Below are 17,886 nucleotides of genomic sequence, written 5' to 3'. Positions count from 1 at the left end.
GAATGATCCCGATGAATTTTTTCCATGCAATGAGTGTCATTTTTATTCTCGTCTTGAGCGCTTGTGCTAGCCAAAATGCTGGGACAGGCGCAGATGATTTCGATAAGCAAAAGGCCGCAAAGACGCGCTTATCTTTAGGGCTAACCTATCTAGAAAACGGTAATTTCAGCCAAGCTAAATTTAATCTGGATAAAGCACTGTCCTTTGCTCCAGAAATGGCAGATGTGCATTACGGTATGGCATATTATTTTCAGAACGTCGAAGAGTATAGATCTGCTTCAACGTCATATAAAAAAGCCATGGCGTTGGCGCCTAAAAATGCCGATATCGCCAATAGCTACGGCGCGTTTTTGTGCGCCCAAGGCGATTACGAACAAGCCAAAGTCTATTTCTTCAAAGCATTGAATAGTGATATTTATAATTCATCTGCAGAAACCTACGAGAACCTAGCGCTGTGTAGCCAAAGTCAAAATGCGTTAGATGATGCGATTGGATTTCTCGAAGACGCGCTAAATCATCAACCAGGCCGAGCTAAAAGTTTATTCTTGTTAGCGCAAATGCAGTTACAGGCCAATCGTTTTGCTGCAGCGAGAGATAGCCTGCGTCGCTATGAAAAAGTGGCATCCGTTTCTGCTGATAGTTTGTGGTTGGCGGTAAAAATAGAGCAGGGCGCTGGTTCACCAAATCGAGCGAGTGATTATGCAAATATGCTGTTGAGTCTTTATCCAGACTTTCAGCCAGCCCAGGATTACATCAATGGTATTGAAGCTATAGATTCGCCTGTACAGTCTGTTAGTGTGCCAGCGGTAAAGCCTACAAAGGGATATGCACAGCCAGATTTAAAAGCAACTCAATATCACGTTGTTACGGCGAAAGAGAATCTTTATCGCCTTTCTTTGCAATATAACGTTAAGATGAGCAAACTTATGGAGTGGAACAACATTTCTGATCCTGCATCCATCTATATCGGGCAAAAATTGATCGTTGTTGAACCCAAATAGCCGTCCCCAATCATTATTAAGAGTAGCGTTAGTTAAATGAGTGAAGAAGTACAACATATGGAAGAGTCTCAAGTATTCGGTCCAGGACCTGTATTGAAGGCTGCGCGATTAGAAAAAGGTTTAACGGTAGAGCAAATTGCTGGCCTGATCCATTTAAAGCCGAGCTTAATTATCGCGTTAGAAAACGATGAATACGACCCTAGTATCTCGATGACTTTCATCAAGGGCTATCTTAAATTGTATGCTCGCCAGGTTGACGTGTCGGAAGCTCAAGTCCTCGACGGGTTAGATAATCTGGATACCCATAAAAAAGAACCCGCAAAATTACAGAGTTTCTCCCGTCGCGTAGCTCATCAAGCTAACGACGACAAGCTCATGTTAGTTACCTACCTGATTTTGGCGATAGTTGTTGCGCTTGTGGTTGTCTGGTGGTTTCAACAGGGTGACAACGAGACTGCAAGTACGTTAGATACCCCCACTGTACAAAGTGAAGCACAAAATAACGTAAAAAGTGAAAAGTCTGTCGATATCCAAAGCGATGTTGAAAACGACACTGCCGTTATCGCCACTGGAGATGTTAACGAGTCAGGTTTACGTTCTACCGATATGGCCCAAGAAACGACCGAATTCCCACGCGATGAATTAAACCAAAGCAACGAGATTGAGCCTGAGGCAATTGTCAGCCTTGAAGATAGTGATAGTAACAGTATTTTAACCCCTGATAATGCGTCCCCTCAAGACGGTGTTGCCCCAGCGGTAACCGTAAACAGTGAAAGTGCTTCTGCCCAACTCACCCCGCAAGTGTCCGCTACGGCACAAACAGAGCAAACGGGTGAATTAGTTGATGTAGTTTTTACCTTTAACGACGATTGTTGGGTGAGCGTTATTGATGCGACCGGAGAAACCATTGCTGTTGGAGTTAAAGTTGCGGGCCGCGTTATGAGTATTTCTGGAGTCGCCCCCTTTGAAGTCATTTTAGGGGCACCAAGTGTGGTGCAAATACGGTACGCGGATGAAGATCTAGATATGTCATTTTTAGCACCAAACAGTACCGCAAAATTTACTTTACCTCGGTCGTAATAAAGCCATTAGGTAATATGTGCCGGGCGTAAGCCCTGAGCACACGTTTGACCTTATCAAATTGAGTTAGGAAACAGCATGTTTGCAGAGTCACCAATAAAGCGCAGAGAATCAACTAGGATCAATGTAGGTAGCGTTCCTATTGGCGGGGGAGCACCTATTGCGGTGCAATCTATGACCAATACGCTGACCACAGATGTTGAGGCGACCGTAGCGCAGATTAAACGCATTGTGGCCGTGGGCGGGGAGATCGTGCGTGTATCCGTACCCACCATGGATGCAGCTGAGGCGTTCAAATTAATTAAGCAGCAAGTTAATGTTCCACTTATTGCAGATATCCATTTCGATTATCGAATTGCTTTAAAAGTCGCTGAATACGGTGTTGATTGTCTACGTATCAACCCAGGAAATATCGGCAGTATGGAGCGCGTGCGTTCAGTTGTAGATTGTGCCCGCGATAAAGGCATTCCTATTCGTATAGGTGTCAACGGCGGTTCATTAGAGAAGGACCTTCAAGAGAAGTACGGTGAGCCCACACCAGATGCATTGGTTGAGTCAGCCATGCGTCATGTTGATATTCTCGATAAACTCAATTTCGATCAGTTTAAAGTCAGCGTTAAAGCCTCAGACGTATTTCTAGCTGTAGGTGCCTATCGTGAATTAGCCAAAAAAATTGATCAACCGTTACATCTTGGTATCACCGAAGCGGGCGGCTTTCGTGCTGGTGCAGTGAAAAGTGCCGTTGGTCTTGGAATGTTACTTGCCGAAGGGATAGGCGATACCATCCGTATCTCGCTGGCGGCTGATCCAGTTGAAGAAATCAAAGTGGGTTTTGATATTCTAAAATCGCTTCGTATTCGCTCACGTGGTATCAATTTTATAGCCTGCCCAAGCTGCTCTCGCCAAGAGTTCGATGTAATAAGCACAGTAAATGCATTGGAGACACGCTTAGAAGATTTATTGACCCCTATGGATGTGTCGATTATTGGATGCGTGGTCAATGGACCTGGTGAGGCTGAAGTCTCAGATTTGGGCTTAACAGGCGCACGCAATATGAGCGGCTATTACGTGGATGGCAAACGTCAAAAAGAGCGTTTGTCGAACGATGATCTGGTTGACCAATTGGAAAAGCGCATTAGAGCGAAAGCTGCATTGCTTGATAGCAGCAAGAAAATCGACATAAAGCATCTAGGATAATTGCCGACTTAGGCAAAAAAGCGTGATAAAGCGGAGTCTTCATTTACGTTTACCTACAACGCCCCTATAATACGGGGCTTTTTAATACTACCTAGTCAAAGAGAATTTCCTTAGTGTCTAAACAAATACAGGCAATACGAGGCATGAATGATTGCCTTCCTGAACAGTCAGGCTTATGGCAATGGGCTGAAAAAGCGATCCGTGAAGTCGTTGCCAGTTATGGTTACCAAGAAGTACGCACGCCCATCGTCGAAAGCACCGATTTATTTAAGCGCTCAATTGGCGAAGTGACAGATATTGTCGAAAAAGAAATGTATACCTTTGCAGACCGCAACGACGACAGCTTAACGTTGCGTCCAGAAGGCACGGCCAGTGTTGTCCGCGCTGGAAACGAACATGGTTTGTTGTACAACCAACAGCAGCGATTGTGGTATTTAGGGCCTATGTTTCGTCACGAGCGCCCACAAAAGGGTCGTTATCGACAGTTTCATCAGTTCGGTGTAGAAGTATTCGGCCTAGCCGGTCCAGACATTGACGCTGAAGTGATTGCGCTTAGCGCTCGATTATGGAAAAAATTTGGAATCTCTGAGCAGGTAACCTTAGAGCTTAACTCGCTCGGTTCAAATGAAGCGCGTGAAACCTACCGCAAAGCCCTAGTCGAGTTCTTGCTCGCGAGAAAAGAACACTTAGATGAAGATAGCCTACGCCGCTTAGAAAGTAACCCCTTGCGAGTGCTAGACAGTAAAAACCCACAAGTACAAGCGGCTATTACAGATGCGCCAAGCCTGATCGACTACTTAGATGCTGAATCTAAAGAACATTTTCACGCTTTATGTGAACGTTTAGACACCTTAGGTATCCAATACCGAGTTAATCCGCGTTTGGTGCGAGGGCTTGACTACTACAACCGTACGGTTTTTGAATGGGTGACTGATAGTTTAGGGGCTCAAGGTACTGTGTGTGCAGGTGGCCGCTACGATGGTCTTGTTGAACAGCTCGGCGGTAAGTCCACTCAAGGCGTTGGGTTTGCTATCGGCATGGAGCGTTTAGTGTTAATGCTGCAAGCAAGCGGCGCAGAAGAGTTTGTTGCGTCCCCAGTGGATGTATACGTGACGGCTATGGGAGATGAGGTCGAGTTATATGCGCTTCAAATTGCAGAAAGTTTGCGTGATGTTATGCCAACCCTTAGAGTACAGACCCATTTTGGTGGTGGAAACTTTAAGAAGCAAATGAAACGTGCAGATAAAAGTGCCGCCCGAGTCGCCTTGGTGTTAGGTGAAACCGAGCAACAAGAAGAACAAGTCAGCATTAAGTTTTTACGAGAAGACAAACCTCAAAGTCGCATTGCTCGCTCAGAACTTGAGTCGACATTGGTTGAGTTGTTTTCGCTTTAATACGATTAAAATAGATAATTAGTCGCTGCTCATAGTTGAAGCGGTGGTGCAGTAAGAGGAAGTTGCGATGGAACATTACGAAACAGAAGAACAACAAGTTGAAGCGATTAAACGGTTTTGGAAAGAGAACGGTACCGCCATTATCGTTGGTGCAGTTCTTGGTTTAGGCGGCCTGTGGGGATGGCGTTATTACAACGATGAACAAATCGCTGCAAAAGAGCAAGCATCAGCAGCATTTGAAACGCAAACCGCTGCTTTACAGGCACAGGACGCCAATTTTGGCCAAGCTAAAGCCTACATTGATGAAAACAGCGACACAGGTTACGCAGTGCTAATGGCGTTTCAACTTGCGCAACAAGCAATTGATCGCAAAGATCTGAACGAAGCAGAAAAACAACTTTCATTTGCCGCAGCTAATAGCGAAAGCGACGCGGTGAATGCGTTAGCAAATTTACGTTTAGCGCGTGTGCAATTGGCTTTAGAGCAACCTGAAAAAGCGCTTGCTAGTGTGGATAAAGTAACCACAACGGCGTTTAACGCTCAGCAACAGGAAATTAAAGGCGACATTTACGTTAAGCAAGGAATGTTTGATAAAGCACGCAGTGCGTACAGTGCAGCAGTGGCGGCAAATAGTGCGAACAGCGTGGTTAAAATGAAGCTTGATAATTTGGCTCTTGCGGCGAATGGGTAAGGATTTAAACGTGAAAAAAGCATTACTGCCCTTAATTTTGATTAGTACCTTTGGTTTATCAGCTTGTAGCACTATTTCAGGATGGTTTACCGATGATGAAGAGTTAGAAATCCGTATCCTTAAGCCGATTGATTCTGAGTTCACGCCTACAACATTATGGGATACCGAGTTGGGTGATGGCATAGACCATTACTTTTCTCGCCTAAAGCCTGCTGTTGCCTATGACATGGTATTCGCAGCAAATCGCCAAGGCAAAGTGGCTGCGTATAACAAAGAAACCGGTAATGAGATCTGGACGAAAAACTACGCCGTCTACAATCATGAAGGTTTTACGTCTAGTATTACCAATTTGTGGTCAAGTGGCGCTTCTGCAAAAATCGCAGGTGGCTTAGCGGTTGCCTATGAAACCCTGTTTTTTGGCACAGAGAACGGCGATGTGAAAGCCCTTGATGTGCATACAGGCGAAGAAAAATGGTCTGTTACGGTCAAAGGCGAAGTATTAGCGGCTCCCGCGATTGATGAAGGTGTTGTTGTTATTAATACTGGCTCCGGCACCATGTTTGGTTTAGACGCCGAGTCAGGCGAACAGATATGGTCTTATGAGTCTGACGTTCCTCCTCTATCGTTACGTGGTATTGCAGCGCCAGTGGCGGCAAATGGTGGCGCCATTGTAGGGACAGCGTCGGGTAAATTAGCGGTGAACATTTTAGGTACAGGGCAAACCGCATGGGAGCAACCCATAGGCTCTGCAACAGGTGCGACTGAGCTTGACCGTATTGTAGATATCGACAGCAAACCATTAGTGGCTGGCGGCGTTATTTATGTTATTTCTTTCGATGGTAGCTTAGCGTCAGTAGAGCTTAGAAGTGGCCGTACGATATGGAAGCGTGAATACAAATCTTACCGTCGTTTAACCCAGGCCGGCAATACCTTGTTTGTAGTTGATTCAGACAGCAACGTGTATGCACTCGATGCTAGAAATGGTATTGAGAAGTGGAGTCAAAGCGCTCTTAAAAAGCGCTTGCTTACCGCTGCTGAACCCATTGGTGAATATTTGGTTTCGGGCGACAAGTGGGGCTTCTTACATTTCTTTAATCAAACTGACGGCAAAATTGTTTCTCGGGTTGATGTAGGGGGAGATGACGAAGATGAGAGTATTTATAGCGCCCCAGTGGTTGATGGCAATATGCTGTATACTCAAACTCGTGATGGCAAGTTAGTGGCTATTCAAGTGCCCTAATTTGACCCAAAGTGGCTTGTGTCACGTTGATAATATTAATCGGCTTGGGATGTTCCTGAGCCGTTTGCGTTTTAAGGATTGTGAAATATGTTACCCGTTGTCGCCTTAGTTGGCCGCCCTAATGTGGGTAAATCCACGTTGTTTAACCGCTTAACGCGCACTCGCGATGCGTTAGTTGCGGATTTTCCTGGATTAACCCGAGATCGTAAGTACGGTCAGGCTAACTATGAAGGCTTACAATTCATCGTAGTAGATACCGGTGGTATCAGCGGTGATGAGCAAGGCATTGATATGGCAATGGCCAACCAATCATTAATGGCCATTGATGAAGCTGACGTTGTCTTATTTTTAGTCGATGCCCGTGCTGGCTTAACGGCGGCAGATCAAGGCATTGCTGAGCATCTACGTAAACAGAATAAATCTGTTTACGTCGTGGCCAATAAAGTTGATGGAATCGATGGTGACAGTGAAAGTGCTGACTTCTTTGCGTTAGGCTTAGGAGATGTTAATCAGATAGCTGCAGCCCACGGTCGCGGTGTCACGCAGTTATTAACCCATACTTTAATGCCGTTATCAGAACAATTCCCTGATATGCAAGTGCCAGAAGATGAAGAAGCCGATGAAGAAATCGACGCTGAAAAGCAACTGGAAAAGTTACTGGCATCCCCAATTAAGTTGGCAATTGTGGGGAAACCAAACGTAGGTAAGTCCACACTGACCAATCGTATCTTAGGTGAAGAGCGCGTTGTGGTGTATGACCAACCAGGCACAACCCGTGACAGTATTTTCATCCCTATGGAGCGCGACGATCGCGAATATGTACTGATCGACACGGCAGGTGTGCGCCGTCGCCGCAGTATCTCAGAGGCCGTTGAGAAGTTCTCAATTGTTAAAACATTACAAGCGATTGAAGAAGCAAACGTTGTGCTTTTAGTGATAGATGCCCAAGAGGGAGTGACAGATCAAGATTTGAGTTTGTTAGGCTTTGTGCTTAATTCTGGGCGGTCACTGGTGGTTGCAGTGAACAAGTGGGATGGCCTAGCAAAAGACGTGAAAGATGAAATTAAACGTGAACTCGATAGACGTTTAGGCTTTATCGACTTTGCCCGTTTGCATTATATTTCAGCTCTGCACGGTACCAATGTTGGGCATTTATTTGAATCGGTTCAAGAAGCGTATAACAGCGCCACTAAGCGCATTAATACCTCAATGCTGACACGTATCATGGACATGGCACAAGCCGATCACCAGCCGCCTGTTGTGCGCGGTCGTCGCGTGAAAATGAAGTATGCTCATGCGGGGGGATATAACCCACCGATAATTGTTATTCACGGAAATCAGGTGAAAGACTTACCAGATTCGTACAAGCGTTATATGATGAATTACTTCCGTAAGTCATTAAAAGTCATGGGTACGCCAATCAAGGTGGAATTCCGCGAAGGCGCTAACCCATTTGAAAGTAATACCAATACCATGACGGATTCACAACGCCGTAAACGTAAAATGCTGATGCGAATGCATAAAAACAATAAGTGATGGCAACCCATAGCGAATAAAGTAACAAGGTAACTAAGTTGCTTTGCAAAAAAAGCCCCCTTAATCGATTAACAAAGATTAAGGGGGCTTTTTCGTTTCTAGGGGCTCACTGTCAACACGCGCTAATTCACAGTACTTTTGGTTTCACCGTCAGCAAAGCGATTGGTGATCACATCGCCCTTTACTAAATCTTTTTGGCTTTTCACTACTTTGTCATTTTTAAACGTGATGCTATACCCTCTAGCCAATGTTGATAGTGGGCTGACGGTATCAAGAAGGTGGCTGGCATTAGCGAGCTTTAAATGACGTTGCTCTACGCCGCGGCGCCACGCTTGAGTTAAACGCTGTGACAACAAGTTGTGGGTGTTCTGTTGTTCTTTCAATAATGCCTTGGGCGATAACTGTGACAATTTGCTGATACGGCTATCGCAGTTTTGCTTGGCGCGCATTAATCGAGTTGTTATATTATGGGTGATAGCGGTTAGTTGGTTATCCACCCGCTGCATGTGTTGGCGAAGTTGATTTTTAGGGTGATAAGTATTGAGTTCTTGTGTCAACGACTGCTGCTGATAGTGCAGCTCCTTGAGCAATGTACGGGTATTTTTGTATAACCTGTCACGTTTAGCCGTCAATGCGCTTAGCATCTCAATTTGTGACTGACTGACTAATTCCGCTGCTGCCGATGGGGTAGGGGCGCGTAAATCAGCCACAAAGTCAGCAATTGTAATATCCACTTCGTGGCCCACAGCGCTCACAATGGGCAGTACACTGTAATGGATAGCCCAAGCTACATTCTCTTCATTAAAACACCATAGATCTTCTAACGAGCCGCCGCCGCGCCCGACAATAAGTATGTCCACTTCATTACGCTGATTGGCGATTTCAATCGCTCGGCAAATTTGCCTACTGGCGTTAGCACCTTGTACTTGGGTAGGATAAATAATAACTTCGACAGCAGGGTTGCGACGTTTTAATACCGTGAGAATATCGTGTAGCGCTGCACCTGTCGCAGATGTGACTACACCAATTCGGCTAATGCTGTCAGGTAATGGTTGCTTGTTCTCATTAGCAAATAAGCCTTGTGCAGAAAGAGCGTGTTTTAGCGCTTCGAACTGTCGCTTAAGTTGACCTTCACCCTCAGGTTCAAGATGCTCAACTATCAGCTGATAATCTCCTCTTGGCTCATAAATACTCAAATTGGCCCGTACCAATACTTTGTCGCCTTCTTTCGGGCGAGTTATGACTTTGCGATTAGCACCTTTGAACATCGCACTTTTGATTTGAGCGCGGTTGTCTTTGAGGGTGAAATACCAATGTCCTGAACTGGCAGCAACGAAATTTGATATTTCAGCACTGAGCCAAACTTGGCCGATTTCAGATTCTAAAACCGAGCGAGCGAGATGATTTAGCTTACTCACGGTGAAGATATTTCGGTTTGCGGGTGACGCACTAAACATAAGGCATAAAATCTTAAATAAATAACAGGATTGGAGTTTACCTGATAAGGTAAAGCCGCTACAATTGCGCCGCAATAAAAACCCATTTAACAGGTGTTGTTGCATGTTACGGATCGCTAAAGAAGCTCTTACGTTTGATGATGTGTTGTTAGTGCCCGGGCACTCAACCGTTCTCCCCCATACCGCTGATTTGAAAACCAAATTAACCCGCGGTGTGACGCTAAATATCCCACTTATTTCAGCTGCTATGGATACTGTATCCGAAGCACGGCTTGCTATTGCCTTAGCGCAAGAAGGCGGCATCGGCTTTATTCATAAAAATATGCCAGCTGAAACCCAAGCCGATCATGTTCGTATGGTGAAAAAATACGAAAGTGGTGTGGTATCAGACCCTGTTACCGTCTCGCCAAATGCCACCATAGGTGAAATTAACGCGTTAAGTAAGCACCATGGCTTCTCTGGTTTCCCTGTTGTGGATAAAGACAATGCCTTGGTAGGTATCGTTACCGGCCGCGATCTACGTTTTGAAAATCGTTTAGATCAACCCATTTCATCAGTGATGACTCGCAAAGACGATTTGGTGACGGTAAAAGAGGGGGCTGATTCAGACCAAGTGCTTGAGCTAATGCATGAACACCGTATCGAGAAAATCTTAGTGGTTGATGACGCATTTCGTTTAACCGGGTTGATTACGGTTAAAGATTTCCAAAAAGCGGAAAGCAAGCCTAACGCCTGTAAAGATGAATTAGGCCGTTTACGCGTTGGTGCTGCCGTGAGCGTTGGTGCAGGTACTGATGAGCGTATTAAGTTATTGGTTGAAGCTGGCGTTGACGTATTGCTGATTGATACTTCACATGGTCATTCTCAAGGCGTTATTGATCGCGTGAAAAAAGTCCGTTCTGACTTCCCTGATGTACAATTAATCGCAGGTAATGTAGCCACAGGTGCAGGTGCAAAAGCCCTAGCAGATGCAGGTGTTGATGCGGTGAAGGTCGGTATCGGCCCAGGCTCTATTTGTACTACGCGTATTGTTACTGGTTGCGGTGTACCGCAAATTACTGCGGTTTCTGACGCCGTTGAAGCGCTCAAAGACACTGATGTTCCGGTTATCGCTGATGGTGGTATTCGTTTCTCTGGTGACATTGCTAAGGCAATTGCCGCAGGTGCCAGCTCGGTAATGGTAGGGAGTATGCTAGCCGGGACTGAAGAAGCGCCTGGGGAAGTAGAATTATATCAAGGCCGTTATTACAAATCGTACCGCGGCATGGGCTCACTTGGAGCGATGGATCAAAACAATGGTTCGTCAGATCGTTACTTCCAAGACAGCAACAGCGCTGAAAAATTGGTACCAGAAGGTATTGAAGGTCGCGTCGCATATAAAGGCCCTATCTCAACCATCATTCACCAACAAATGGGCGGATTGCGCTCAGCAATGGGGTTAACGGGGTCAGCCACCATTGACGACATGCGTACCAAAGCTATGTTCGTTAAAGTGACGGCTGCCGGCATGGGGGAGTCTCATGTACACGATGTAAGCATTACCAAAGAAGCGCCAAACTACCGCTTAGGTTAATGATTTAAACTGACTACTGGGCTGGTTTTTAACCAGCCTTTTTTTATCGCCACTGCGCTAATAACACGAGTACCAAGATGACAACAAACATTCACGACCAACGCATACTCATTCTCGACTTCGGCTCTCAGTACACTCAACTTATCGCACGTAGAGTGCGTGAAATAGGCGTGTACTGTGAATTATGGGCATGGGATGTAACCGAAGAGCAAATTCGTGAATTTAATCCAAACGGTATTATTTTATCTGGTGGACCCGAATCTGTTCACGCAAAAGACTCGCCGCGTGCGCCGCAATATGTCTTTGATGCGGGGGTCCCCGTATTTGGTATTTGCTACGGCATGCAAACCATGGCCGAACAGTTAGGCGGTGCCGTATTAGGTTCAGATATGCGCGAATTTGGTTATGCTCAAGTGGAAGTGGTTGAGCAAATGGCGTTACTGAATAATATCGAAGACCATGTTAGTCCCAATGGTAATGCGTTGCTTGATGTATGGATGAGCCACGGTGATAAAGTGGCGGCGGTACCGGACGGATTTATTACCGCGGCGAAAACCGATAGTTGCCCATTTGCTGCGATCGTACACCCCGAAAAGCAATTCTACGGTGTGCAGTTTCACCCAGAAGTGACGCACACTCGTCAGGGGCAGCGTATGTTGTCGCATTTCGTGCTAGACATTTGTCAATGCGAAAAGCTCTGGACGCCTGGCGCAATCATCGAGGACGCGGTTGCGCGCATGAAAAAACAAATTGGCGATGATGAGGTTATTCTAGGGTTGTCGGGTGGTGTTGACTCATCAGTTGTGGCGATGCTGTTGCACCGAGCGATAGGCAAAAACCTGACTTGTGTATTTGTGGATAACGGCTTATTGCGTTTAAACGAAGGCCAGCAAGTCATGGACATGTTCGGCGATCATTTTGGACTTAATATTATCAAAATTGATGCAGAAGAGCGCTTCTTATCTGCATTGGCCGGTACGGATGAGCCTGAAGCAAAACGTAAGATAATAGGCCGTGTGTTTGTTGAAGTGTTCGATGAAGAATCGAAAAAGCTGAAAAATGCTAAGTGGTTGGCACAAGGTACGATTTACCCTGATGTAATCGAGTCAGCTGGCTCTGCTACCGGTAAAGCTCACGTGATTAAATCACACCATAACGTTGGTGGTTTACCAGACGATATGGCGATGGGCTTGGTTGAGCCATTGCGTGAATTGTTTAAAGACGAAGTACGCAAAATCGGCTTAGAGCTGGGTTTGCCTTATGACATGTTGTATCGCCACCCATTCCCGGGGCCGGGGTTAGGTGTTCGGGTGTTAGGTGAAGTGAAAAAAGAATACTGTGACTTGTTGCGCCGCGCTGATGCCATCTTTATCGATGAGCTACATAAGCATGATTTGTATAACAAGGTAAGCCAAGCCTTTACGGTTTTCCTACCTGTGAAGTCAGTAGGCGTTATGGGTGATGCACGTAAATACGATTGGGTCGTTTCATTGCGTGCAGTAGAGACGATTGATTTTATGACCGCGCATTGGGCCCATTTACCTTACGAATTTTTGGGTAAAGTTTCCAACCGTATTATCAACGAAATAGATGGTATCTCACGAGTGGTATACGACATTTCAGGTAAACCACCCGCCACTATTGAGTGGGAGTAGCTTTTCTTGTGAATAAGGCCAGTATTGCTGGCCTTATTTATTTTGTATTCAATATCTTACTTTGAGTAACCATTATGGCGTTAAAGCCAACGATCTATAAATTCAAAATTTCTTTGTCTGATCTTAATCGCGACTATTACACTGCACTTAATTTGACTGTGGCTCAACATCCATCAGAAACGGTGGAACGCATGATGGCCAGAGTACTTGCGTATTGTCTAAACGCCGATGAGTTGTTGAGCTTTACCAAGGGACTTAGCTCCGTCGAAGAGCCGGACATTTGGTTGCGGGGTCTAGACGATCAATTACATTTATGGATTGACGTGGGCGAGCCTGCCAGAGAGCGGATCAAAAAAGCCAGCCGCATGGCCAAAAATACCAAAGTGTATAGTTTCAATAGTAAATCTGATACTTGGTGGCAACAGAGTCAATCGAGCTTTTCGGCGTTACCTGTGCAAGTTTATCAATTCCCTTGGGAGGATATTCAAGCGCTGGCTAAACTGGTTTCACGTACCAGTGATATGTCGTTCACGATTACAGGTGACTCGACTTACATCACTACCCAAAATGGTGAAGTGGACATTATTTGTCGCGAACTTCAGGCGTAATACACTGCCATTTGTAGGGTATAACAACAGGTAGGAACAGCGGCGTTGCTGCCGATATTGACCAAATTAGGTTTGCTGATTTGCTTGTTCGCAGGCAAAATGCTGGCCCGTTTATTATCCGTAAGTAGTTTTCCTTCATGAATGAAAAGTTTGACTCAATTCGTCCATTTAACGATTGCGATTTGCCCCAGGTACTGGAGCGGCTAATCCGTAATCGACAACTCATGGACAGTTTAGTTGCCTTTCGGTTTTCTACCTGGCCGCGCTTTTGTTATCCGCTATTAAGAGCGGTGACTCGGTGGTATTTGTCTAAGCGGCGTAACAACATTAAAAGTCTTCGCGACTTTCAAGTCTTGGTCGAACCCTATATGGAGCGCATGATCGAGCAAACGACGGACAGTTTCAGCGTATCTGGTCTTGAAGCGTTGGATTTAAGCCAACCGTGTATTTTTGTTAGTAACCACCGTGATATCGCTTTAGATCCTGCCTTTGTCAATTGGTCACTACATTTAAGCGGTCAAGACACGGTTCGAATTGCCGTGGGGGATAATCTCCTTAAGCAAGATTGGGTAGCAGATCTAATCCGCTTGAATAAGTGCTTTATCGTACATCGCAGCGCTAAAGACAGGCGACAAAAGCTGGCTGATGCTAAGTTGCTCAGCGAATATATTTTTCATACCTTAAAATATGATGCCCAACATATTTGGATTGCCCAAAGGGAAGGACGAGCAAAGGATGGTGTGGATGCAACGAATCCCGCTATTGTCTCTATGCTTAGTTTGAATAAACCTAAAGAGCAATCTTTAGCAGATTATGTTCGAAGCATCCGGATTGTACCTGTCTCTATCTCTTATGAATTCGATCCTTGTGATCTAAGTAAAGCCAAAGAGTTACTTACCACAGAAGTAGAAGGAAGTTACGACAAAGCCGATAGCGAAGATATTCGCAGCATAGTCGATGGAATAGTGGGTTTTAAAGGTAATGTGCATGTGGCATTTGGTAAGATTTTAGATGCTGAATTTGAAAGTGCTAAAGCAGTAGCTGAGCAAATTGATAGTCAGATAAAACAAAATTACCAACGTTTTGCGAGCGCTGATGCGGCTGTTGAATTGTTGGGACAAGGTGGGAGTGGGAATGACGGTTCGTTTACTCAGGCCGAAGTCGATGAAGCCAAATTACATTTAACCTCTCGTTTAAGTGAAGAGTCCGCAGAAATTAAACGCAAAGTCTTGTCTATGTATGCCGTGCCTATTACGCACAAATAGGTTCAGGATAACGACTCAACAAAAAAAGGGCCAACTCAATATGAGGTGGCCCTTTTTCGTTGAGCGGATTTTTTAGGTCTCAGGCAACTCTATCTTTCTTTAGATCATCGAACTGACGATGTAAGTCGTATTTTTCATCGGTTACAATTTTTTCTAATGTTTCAATGCGCTCTTTTAAACTGGACACTTGCTTCGCTAATTCAGCATCTTGTTCGAGTGCGGCTTTATTTTTTTTCTTGGTTTTTGTTCCATTGGTTAGTTCAACAATGGCCCAACAAACTATAGCAACGATCGCAACGGCAGTGATGTTCATGTCTATTCCTCAAATCTATGTGTTAAAATAGTATCCATATTTATATGGTACTAAGCAATTCGCTGACCAAAATTAAAAAACTAGTTTTATCAGTTGGTTAGCGATTTATAGCGAGCATCATTAGTGTCTTGATTGGTTAATTTGACGAAATATTTAATCTATTTAACCAACTTCATGTCCCTGCATACAATAAATTTAAGAGTAAGATGAGTTTAGAACAAGATCAACTTTGGATGCGACACGCGCTAAGTCTTGCAAGTAAAGCAGCACAGGCAGGAGAAATCCCCGTAGGTGCCGTGTTGGTTAAAGATCAGCAAATCGTTGGGGAAGGTTGGAATCAGTCTATCACGCTCAACGACCCATCAGCTCATGCAGAGATGCTGGCGATACGGCAAGCTGGCATCAATGTTAAAAACTATCGATTAATAGATACCACCCTATATGTGACGCTAGAACCATGCACTATGTGTGCGGGTTTATTAGTGCACAGTCGCATTAAGCGTTTAGTGTTTGGTGCTTATGATGCTAAGACGGGTGCCGCGGGTAGTATTATGGATGTGCTTAACGATACGCGTTTAAACCATCAAGTAGAGGTAGTAGGTGGTGTTTTAGGTGAGGAGTGCGGTGAAACAATATCGGCTTTTTTTCGTCAGCGCCGTGCGCAAATTAAAGCCAACAAACAAAAAAAGGCTTAGTTGGCTATCGCAGTTGCCCATTCTTCAGTCAACTCTGTCATTTGGTACTGCTGTCGGCGGCTAATGACTTTGCTGTGTACACGCTTTAATAATTGACGACGTCGGCTGGTATTTGCAACGCGACTGCGATTGTTGATAGTGGCTCTTTTTTTCATTCTTTTTCCTTTCGTCTTTTCTTTTATCTTCTCTTCATTTAAACCAAGATTGACAGTGTTCTTGCGTTTCAACATGCAATATTTCTGTCACTAATGCTGTTTAACATTCTTTATAAGGTAGTAAGGTTAAACGTTTATGTTTCAGTGAATTTACGTTTCACACTGTGATTCTACTGTCAAAGTACCCAATTGGATCTTTCCTAACTAATGATAGACACAGGAAAGAGTATTAATGTTCACTAAAACATAATCTAACAGTTGATTGTGAATGAAAAATGACAGGTAAAAATAGGGGATGTAAGGTTGTAAAATAAAGTGTACTTAGATAGAGCAGAGCCTCGAGTTTTAGTCGATAAAAGCGTCTCGAGTACTAAACGTGGCAAGCGAGAAGGTAAACATTATAGGTCATTTTCTGTATTGTCGGAGCCTTCAGCATTAATAGCGCCCTCAGCGCTGTTAATATCTTCAGTATCATCAACGTCCTCAGCGCCTTCTGTATCAGCGTTTTCATTTTTTGCTTCGTCAGTTGTTTCTATGATTTTTGCTTCAGTCTGTCCTACCTCGCTACGCTCACTCGACCCTCTTTCTGACGTTGAGTCATCGTCTAGCAGGGCTTCTATTGCCGTTTCATCGACTGTATCGCCGTCTAGTTCTGTGTCATCAAGCTCTGTCTCATCAAGAACTGTCTCATCAAGCTCCGTAGGTAGAAGCTCCGGTTGCTGCTCATTGAGCCAAACGAGGGTGTCATAGTAGCGACGAATATTATCCACATAAATAACGGCTTCGTTACCTCTAGCGTATCCATAGCGCGTGGTCTTGTAATAGCGCTTTTGTCTTAATTGGGGAAGGCGCTTTTTCACATCAACCCACATATCCGGGTTGCCCCCTTGGCGTTCGGTTAACACGCGAGCATCTTCTAAGTGCCCCAAGCCGACATTATAGGCGGCCAGCGCAAACCATAATCTATCAGGGTGTGGAATGCGGTCTGGAATGCGGGTAAGCAAGGTTGATAGATATTCTGAGCCACCGCGAATACTTTGTTCTGGATCGAGGCGTGACGTTACTCCCAAATCTTTCGCTGTATTTAAGGTGAGCATCATCAAGCCCCTAACACCTGTGACTGATTTTGCTTTGGGGTTCCAGTGGCTCTCCTGGTAGCTCAAAGCGGCTAACAAACGCCAGTCTAAATCATCGGCATATCGCTCAAATAAGGGCTGATATTTCGGTAGTTTCTTCGAGGCTGAGCGAATGAAATCACGGGTGTCTACGTAGTTGAACTGGCGAACATGGCCGAAATGTTTATCTTCCAATGCAGCGAGGGTACCGTTTTGATGAATTTTCCCAAAATATTCAATCAAAGCTGCACGCAACGCATCGTCACTTTTTTGGCTGGTGGCCCAAGCAATCCCTTGTGATTGGCTCAAAGAAAACCCAATACTTAGCTCAGGGTACCGACGGCGCATCAAAGCCAAAATGTTAGAATCGACCACTGTGTAGTCCAGCTCGTCCGCCAATACTGCTTCAAGTAGTTCCTCTGAATCTTTATCGTTGGTTTCTTGCCAGCTTAAATCTGGGTACTGCCCTTTAAAATTGCGCAAGGTTTCACTGTGACCACTACCAGCAACGACCATGAAATCACCGGTTAGATCGTCTAATTCGCGAGGGCGCACGTCCCCTTGCTTGAAAACTAATTTCTGGCTGACATTCTGATAAGCAGGGCCAAAACGATATTGAGCGTAACGTTCTGGGCTAACGTTAATGCCTGCTGCAATCACATCTAAATGGGCGTTATCGAGTTGAGGGAAAAGCTCATTGACTGTGTAATAAGGAAATATTTCTAGTTTTACCCCGAGGTACTCAGCGAAACCGGCTGCTAACTCATATTCAAACCCTTCAGGGCCATTAGGGCCATTGTAATAGGTCGTTAAGCCGTAAATCGTACCCACACGTAGCACGCCCGTGTCGAGCACGTGTTGTAAGCTATCTTGCTTTTTAGGTTCATCGCACGCGCTGAGTATCAGTGAAA

General features: G+C 45.0%; 16 protein-coding genes. 12 read left to right on the top strand and 4 right to left on the bottom strand.

What is annotated here, in order from left to right; all coding sequences use genetic code 11:
* Positions 1–2 precede the first annotated feature (2 nt).
* The 7 genes from pilW to der all read left to right on the top strand — a co-directional run bounded on the left by pilW (position 3) and on the right by der (position 8,139).
* Positions 3–1,001: a type IV pilus biogenesis/stability protein PilW gene (gene pilW, locus AC0VYA_RS15840; RefSeq protein WP_475488894.1), complete on the top strand. Its 999-nt coding sequence runs from the start codon at positions 3–5 to the stop codon at positions 999–1,001.
* Between the two features lie 36 nt (positions 1,002–1,037).
* The gene (locus AC0VYA_RS15835) at positions 1,038–2,081 is read left to right on the top strand and encodes a RodZ domain-containing protein (protein ID WP_475488893.1); all 1,044 of its coding nucleotides are present in this window, start codon (positions 1,038–1,040) and stop codon (positions 2,079–2,081) included.
* A 78-nt stretch (positions 2,082–2,159) separates the two neighbouring features.
* Entirely contained in the window at positions 2,160–3,278 is a 1,119-nt protein-coding gene (gene ispG, locus AC0VYA_RS15830; protein WP_011575870.1) for a flavodoxin-dependent (E)-4-hydroxy-3-methylbut-2-enyl-diphosphate synthase, read from the top strand.
* Between the two features lie 113 nt (positions 3,279–3,391).
* Complete coding sequence (gene hisS, locus AC0VYA_RS15825) at positions 3,392–4,672, top strand: histidine--tRNA ligase (protein WP_475488892.1); 1,281 nt, start codon at positions 3,392–3,394, stop codon at positions 4,670–4,672.
* A 67-nt stretch (positions 4,673–4,739) separates the two neighbouring features.
* The gene (locus AC0VYA_RS15820) at positions 4,740–5,363 is read left to right on the top strand and encodes a YfgM family protein (RefSeq protein WP_475488891.1); all 624 of its coding nucleotides are present in this window, start codon (positions 4,740–4,742) and stop codon (positions 5,361–5,363) included.
* 10 nt (positions 5,364–5,373) lie between these two features.
* Complete coding sequence (gene bamB / locus AC0VYA_RS15815; RefSeq protein ID WP_041714512.1) at positions 5,374–6,603, top strand: outer membrane protein assembly factor BamB; 1,230 nt, start codon at positions 5,374–5,376, stop codon at positions 6,601–6,603.
* 87 nt (positions 6,604–6,690) lie between these two features.
* Positions 6,691–8,139: a ribosome biogenesis GTPase Der gene (gene der, locus AC0VYA_RS15810; protein ID WP_011575866.1), complete on the top strand. Its 1,449-nt coding sequence runs from the start codon at positions 6,691–6,693 to the stop codon at positions 8,137–8,139.
* A gap of 122 nt (positions 8,140–8,261) precedes the next feature.
* Here der and xseA read toward each other — a convergent pair whose 3' ends face one another.
* On the bottom strand, positions 8,262–9,596 hold the full coding sequence (gene xseA / locus AC0VYA_RS15805; protein WP_475488890.1) for an exodeoxyribonuclease VII large subunit: 1,335 nt from the start codon (positions 9,594–9,596) through the stop codon (positions 8,262–8,264).
* Positions 9,597–9,699: 103 nt separating this feature from the next.
* Between xseA and guaB the strand changes: the two genes are divergently transcribed.
* The 4 genes from guaB to AC0VYA_RS15785 all read left to right on the top strand — a co-directional run bounded on the left by guaB (position 9,700) and on the right by AC0VYA_RS15785 (position 14,697).
* Positions 9,700–11,169, top strand: coding sequence for an IMP dehydrogenase (gene guaB / locus AC0VYA_RS15800; RefSeq protein ID WP_011575864.1), 1,470 nt, complete (start codon positions 9,700–9,702; stop codon positions 11,167–11,169).
* Between the two features lie 77 nt (positions 11,170–11,246).
* Positions 11,247–12,824 (top strand): glutamine-hydrolyzing GMP synthase, encoded by a 1,578-nt coding sequence (gene guaA, locus AC0VYA_RS15795; protein WP_033185988.1) that lies wholly within the window; start codon positions 11,247–11,249, stop codon positions 12,822–12,824.
* A gap of 74 nt (positions 12,825–12,898) precedes the next feature.
* A complete protein-coding gene (locus AC0VYA_RS15790; RefSeq protein WP_475488889.1) occupies positions 12,899–13,432 on the top strand; it encodes a YaeQ family protein in 534 nt (177 codons plus the stop codon).
* Positions 13,433–13,569: 137 nt separating this feature from the next.
* Positions 13,570–14,697 (top strand): 1-acyl-sn-glycerol-3-phosphate acyltransferase, encoded by a 1,128-nt coding sequence (locus tag AC0VYA_RS15785; RefSeq protein WP_475488888.1) that lies wholly within the window; start codon positions 13,570–13,572, stop codon positions 14,695–14,697.
* Positions 14,698–14,776: 79 nt separating this feature from the next.
* On the opposite strand, the gene AC0VYA_RS15780 is transcribed toward AC0VYA_RS15785, so the two are convergent.
* Entirely contained in the window at positions 14,777–15,010 is a 234-nt protein-coding gene (locus AC0VYA_RS15780; RefSeq protein WP_473475268.1) for a hypothetical protein, read from the bottom strand.
* 206 nt (positions 15,011–15,216) lie between these two features.
* On the opposite strand from AC0VYA_RS15780, the gene tadA reads away from it, so the two are divergent.
* Positions 15,217–15,705 carry a tRNA adenosine(34) deaminase TadA gene (gene tadA / locus AC0VYA_RS15775; RefSeq protein WP_473475266.1) on the top strand — a complete coding sequence of 163 codons (489 nt, stop codon included), beginning with the start codon at positions 15,217–15,219 and terminating at the stop codon, positions 15,703–15,705.
* Here tadA and AC0VYA_RS15770 read toward each other — a convergent pair.
* The gene (locus AC0VYA_RS15770) at positions 15,702–15,860 is read right to left on the bottom strand and encodes a hypothetical protein (protein ID WP_006993095.1); all 159 of its coding nucleotides are present in this window, start codon (positions 15,858–15,860) and stop codon (positions 15,702–15,704) included. The two genes, tadA and AC0VYA_RS15770, sit on opposite strands and share 4 nt — an antisense overlap.
* Before the next feature lie 398 nt (positions 15,861–16,258).
* Positions 16,259–17,878 carry a membrane-bound lytic murein transglycosylase MltF gene (gene mltF / locus AC0VYA_RS15765; RefSeq protein WP_475491079.1) on the bottom strand — a complete coding sequence of 540 codons (1,620 nt, stop codon included), beginning with the start codon at positions 17,876–17,878 and terminating at the stop codon, positions 16,259–16,261.
* Between the last annotated feature and the right edge of the window lie 8 nt (positions 17,879–17,886).

The organism is Paraglaciecola sp. QJM3NY_14 (genome assembly GCF_056173245.1).
The sequence above is the reverse complement of the archived record's forward strand: the minus strand, read 5'-3'. Positions and strand labels throughout refer to the sequence as shown.